The organism is Candidatus Desulfatibia sp. (genome assembly GCF_036446775.1).
Lineage (GTDB): Bacteria > Desulfobacterota > Desulfobacteria > Desulfobacterales > UBA11574 > Desulfatibia_A.
In genome coordinates, this window is record NZ_JAZFTO010000206.1 from 1 (window position 1) to 4,557 (window position 4,557).

5 protein-coding genes are annotated in these 4,557 nt (G+C 40.6%); 3 read left to right on the forward strand and 2 right to left on the reverse strand.

All coding sequences use genetic code 11. The features are described from left to right. Positions 1 to 332 (forward strand): glycosyltransferase family 9 protein (locus V3S16_RS09980; protein WP_413884540.1); only part of this gene is annotated, 332 nt, incomplete at its 5' end. Here V3S16_RS09980 and V3S16_RS09985 read toward each other — a convergent pair. Further along, on the reverse strand, positions 318 to 1,487 hold the full coding sequence (locus V3S16_RS09985; protein WP_413884541.1) for an IS4 family transposase: 1,170 nt from the start codon (positions 1,485 to 1,487) through the stop codon (positions 318 to 320). The genes V3S16_RS09980 and V3S16_RS09985 overlap by 15 nt on opposite strands. 255 nt (positions 1,488 to 1,742) lie before the next feature. On the opposite strand from V3S16_RS09985, the gene V3S16_RS09990 reads away from it, so the two are divergent. Together V3S16_RS09990 and V3S16_RS09995 are read left to right on the forward strand one after the other, a co-directional pair. Then, positions 1,743 to 2,471 (forward strand): uracil-DNA glycosylase, encoded by a 729-nt coding sequence (locus V3S16_RS09990; protein WP_413884542.1) that lies wholly within the window; start codon positions 1,743 to 1,745, stop codon positions 2,469 to 2,471. Then, complete coding sequence (locus V3S16_RS09995; RefSeq protein WP_413884543.1) at positions 2,462 to 2,848, forward strand: hypothetical protein; 387 nt, start codon at positions 2,462 to 2,464, stop codon at positions 2,846 to 2,848. The genes V3S16_RS09990 and V3S16_RS09995 overlap by 10 nt, the downstream gene beginning before the upstream one ends. A gap of 265 nt (positions 2,849 to 3,113) precedes the next feature. On the opposite strand, the gene V3S16_RS10000 is transcribed toward V3S16_RS09995, so the two are convergent. Continuing rightward, a complete protein-coding gene (locus V3S16_RS10000) occupies positions 3,114 to 4,232 on the reverse strand; it encodes a tyrosine-type recombinase/integrase (RefSeq protein WP_413884544.1) in 1,119 nt (372 codons plus the stop codon). Positions 4,233 to 4,557 lie beyond the last annotated feature (325 nt).

Consider the following 4,557-nt stretch of genomic DNA (forward strand, 5'->3'; position numbering starts at 1 on the left):
ATCGCATCCCCGGATTTCCACAGCCTTTTAATAATCCACCCTCAAAACTACCGGCAAACAGCAAACTTATTATTCTCAGAAGCGGAGGTATCGGGGATCATATAATGATGACCCCCGCTATCAGATCGCTAAAGCGGACAATACCAATTGGATCTGAAATCTGGTTGGCAACTGAAAAGGCCAATCATTGTCTTTTTGAAGGCAACCCTGACATTACACGCCTTTTTTCTTTACCCGTTAGGATGAGTCATTTTATGGGTGCTGATTATTATCTCGAATTTTCAAATGAGTTTATATCTCTTTACAGTAGTGTCCGGCTAACTATCGAATAATTTCAGCTGGATATGTCCACTAGTAATTTTATTTGTGTAATCATTGTCCGTCAACACTTGATAAATGGGCTTTTTCTCAAATAGGGATATACTTAAAATCTGTAAAATAGTGTAGAGAGTCAGGTCAATTTTCAACCGTTTTTTCATTATGGCAATCAGAACATATGTCGATATCGCAATCCATATTTGAGTTTTAACGGCGTTTTCCGATGTGCCAAAGAATTTTTTGATTCTCAAATGCTGTTTGATCCATTTGAAAAATATTTCCACTCGCCACCGGTAACGATACAACTCGGCAATCGTTAATGCCGGTAGCGTGAATTGGTTGGTAAGGAAAACGTATGTTCTTCCTTTCTCAGCATCGAAATATTTTATGCGACGGAGTTTTTCTGGATATTCCTTTTTTGCATAAAACCCCGTTAGTAAAACTATTTGATCGTATCTAACGCCAGTATTTTTATCGACTTTTTGTGAATATAAACGTCGAAGCCCCGTATTGGATTTAGAACGTGTTACAAATATGGCTGAGCACTGATGCATCTGGTAAAGCCGATGAAAATGCAAGTAGGCGCGATCCATGATATAGATTGCACCCGGTTCAGGAATGAGATGATCGAGAACATTGACATCGTGCACCTTACCGTCAGTGATCCAAATGAAAGTCGGAATATCGCCACGCAAATCCAGTAGCGTATGTAACTTTACAGCTGCCTTGGTTTTGCGAAATCGAGCCCATGGAAAAACCGAAAGGCATAGATCAATTGTCGATGAATCAAGAGCATATACCGTTTCTTTCAATTCAAGGCCGAAGTCATCTTCAGCATAGAGTCGTCGGGCCTCATGGATCAGGATTTGAGCAAAGTCGCTGTATATTCGCCAATCCCGAACTTCATTGGCATCAGCTAAAGTACTACGAGAGACTTTACCCCTGATGCCCATATGGTAAAGTTTTTCCCGCATGGCCCGCAGACAGCACTCGATATCACGTAGGCTTTCACGGTATGTCAGCTGAGCAAAAGCCATGCATAGAAACTGATTGTAGCATGTAAAAGAACGTATACGGTGATTACCGTTATAACGATTGACACATTGACGAAATTTTTTCCATGGAAGGAAATCGATCACCTGAGAGAAAATAGTTTGGCCCTGGTTCATAGTGAATCTCCTTTCGCATTTTTTATGCAAAAGAACCATGAAACCAGGTTTAAAGCAAATTCAAATCGTTCCCTTTCAATTTCGTCAATATTTAATTTAAATTCATGTAGTTAACTTGCTTTTCAAAAAGCTTAACCGGACACTACTGACGCTTCCTATTAAAACAAAATTATCCAAAGTACTCGTACTAGCATACCGTAATTGCAGGCATCGTTTTGTGCAGCAAATGATTAAATCGCATTGTTGAGAAAGCTAATGCTTGAAAATTTTATTAAATCTTTAAAAAGCTCACCTAAGAAAAGCGGTATTTTTAATCCCTGGTGGGAATCTGACAAGGATAATGACATTTCTGCTCAAGCACCTGCCATCCGCAGAAGACAGCTGTTTCATTATCTTTCTGAACGTGCTGGAAAAGCAAAATACCTTCTCTTAGGAGAGGCAATCGGTTACCAAGGAGGTCACTTTACCGGAATCCCTATGACTTCTGAAAGGATACTCTTGGGCGGCCACAAAAAAAGAGGAATATTACCTGAGCATGTATTTACTGGAATTAAGCCGAAAAGAACCAGCAAGGCCAGTTTAAAGCCATTAGGATTTACAGAACCAACCGGCACTATAGTATGGGGGGAGATCGCTCAAACAAATTTTAGTCCAGAAGATTTTGTATTATGGAATGCCTTTCCATGGCATCCTTTTAAACCAGAATCAGGACTACTATCTAATCGGACGCCGAATATGAAGGAGTTTCTTTCTAGTGCAGATATTTTGATGCAACTAATCCAGATAACGGGAATAAAAAATATTATTGCCATAGGTGAAAAATCTTATATAGTACTCAATCAACTCGGTGTAAAATCCTTGAAAATTAGACACCCTGCAAATGGTGGGGCTACAAAATTTAGGAAACAGTTTTCTGATATTTTAGCCCAAGTGAACAAGGGCAAAAAATACATAATTTTAGCTGAGGAGACAATATGCCCGTAAAGCTAGACTTTGACCTGATACATGAAATTGTTTCTCATGGTGCAAAAGCTGGCCAAGATGAAACAGTGGACCCAAGCACTAGCGACATTCTGGTGAAAGCTGGCATTGCGATGGTCACTACATATATTGAGCAGTTATCGCTACTGAACCTTGTACGTGACCCATTTCCGATTGTCGGAGCGGACGGTGGAATGTGGATTGGATACAGACTCACAGATTACGGTTTGGCGCTATCCCATTCGGCGCAGAAGCTCAGAAAAGCAGTTGCTGATCTCACTGGCGATGCGAAGCACGAGGTGTCGCAATCTGTTCGTGAGCTACACGCTGAATGTCAGCGAGCGCACATCAAAGGAATGGGGTCAAACCTTGATCCTTGATTAAAAGAGTATAGAGTACAGTATTCGTGGGACTTCCAAGACGTCCATAAACAAGCAAATAACTTTCTGAAACCTCTTTAGTGGTTGGAGTTTCGCGGTGCATTTTAATTGTTCTTTGGCCCTGCTCCCCGCAAGCGGGATTTCGCAAACTCAACTTGCATGAGAACCTCAGGGGATTTTTTCTATATAGACAGGAGTACTGGCATAGTGATTTGGTTTCCCAATCTTCACTTTTCGGAAATAAAAATTTAACTTGCCTAAATGATTAAATATTTGCCTCTGCCTTTTTTTCTGGTTGCACATGGGTATCATTTGGTTGCATATCCAGTTCATCAACTTGGTTCCTAAAAGTCCCCGGTATCCAATGCACATAATACTTATATGTGATAGATACGTTTTTATGACCCAACTGAAACGCCACATCAGAAATATTATGGCCTCGCAATAACCTTACCGTTGCATATGTATGTCTCAAATCGTGTATCCGCATATAGTCTAATCCTGCGGCCTTCAGGCACTTTTTTAAAGCCTTCCTGTATGCAGTATGGGAAAAATTAAAGATCCGATCCGGCATAGGTTCCCCGGTTTTAGCATATTCTTGCCATTGCTTTGCTTTTAGTTCTCGCAATGTTTCTACCAGTTGTGGGGTCACGTCCACCTTTCGGCCCTTGTTATTCTTTGTAGTTGTTACCCGGTTCTTTTTATCCCGGCTTTTATCCACCAAGATTAAACGGTTTTCAAAATCGACATCGGCCCAACTTAAAGCTGTAAGTTCTCCAAACCTTACCCCTGTACGCACCAAACAAAGTGTTGCCGGGTAGTATTTACCGTTCATTAGTTGCTTCATTTCATCCAGCAGCAGCGGGACTTCATTATCTTTTAAGGGGTTAACCGTTGCCTGTGGTTTCGACTTTTCGGGTTTTATACCGGCAAGTGGGTTGATCTCGATAGCTTCGCCTTCAATCGCATGGTTGAAAATATTTTGTATCGGCACTTTTACATATTTCGGATTGATTCCTTTAATTAATAGTGAATCAAAAAACATCTTCAAATCCCCTCTGCGGATCTCGTTTATCTTCATCTTGCCTATGGCCGGGTAAATGTGAAGTTGTAATTTGCTTACGTAATTTTCCATGGTGGATTCTTTTAAGTCATTTGGAAGCGTAACCCACATTTCAGCATACTCTTGAAACGTCGGATACTTTTTGTTGACTTCATCAATATTCAAATCACCCAGGATCAATTTTGCATCAATCTTTTTAGCTATCTTACGCGCAAGCTTTTTATCCTTGCCGATCCTTTTGGCCTTACGCTTGCCTTGGTGAGATATGAAAAGCCACCACTCGCCGCTTCCCTTGACTTTTTCTCGTACTCTTACGCCCATTGGTTCCCCCTTTTAAAACAGTAATGCCACAGCGCTTGCAACGGCCTCAAACAGCCGTCTGGGTCCTCGCGGATACCCAACACTGTGGCATTCTATTTTTAAGGTTGTAAAAAACAAATAGACCATTATCGCTGGTCCTCCACGGTTTGAATTTTTGCAATATTTAATTAAAATCATTTTTCCCTTAAAATGTCAAGAAATTTGTTGTTTGTGCTCATTGCATGTGTTAGCCAAAATAATCGGTTCACCTTTCGCAAAGGAGGAGGTTATGGACTATATTAACGATTTAATAGACAACTTTGAAAAAGATAAAAAAGAAGCGTCC

Bases quoted from the DNA above. Each gene is read 5' to 3' on its own strand.
- V3S16_RS09985 (WP_413884541.1), bottom strand. From the start codon at position 1,487: ATGAACCAGGGCCAAACTATTTTCTCTCAGGTGATCGATTTCCTTCCA.
- V3S16_RS09990 (WP_413884542.1), top strand. From the start codon at position 1,743: ATGCTTGAAAATTTTATTAAATCTTTAAAAAGCTCACCTAAGAAAAGC.
- V3S16_RS09995 (WP_413884543.1), top strand. From the start codon at position 2,462: ATGCCCGTAAAGCTAGACTTTGACCTGATACATGAAATTGTTTCTCAT.
- V3S16_RS10000 (WP_413884544.1), bottom strand. From the start codon at position 4,232: ATGGGCGTAAGAGTACGAGAAAAAGTCAAGGGAAGCGGCGAGTGGTGG.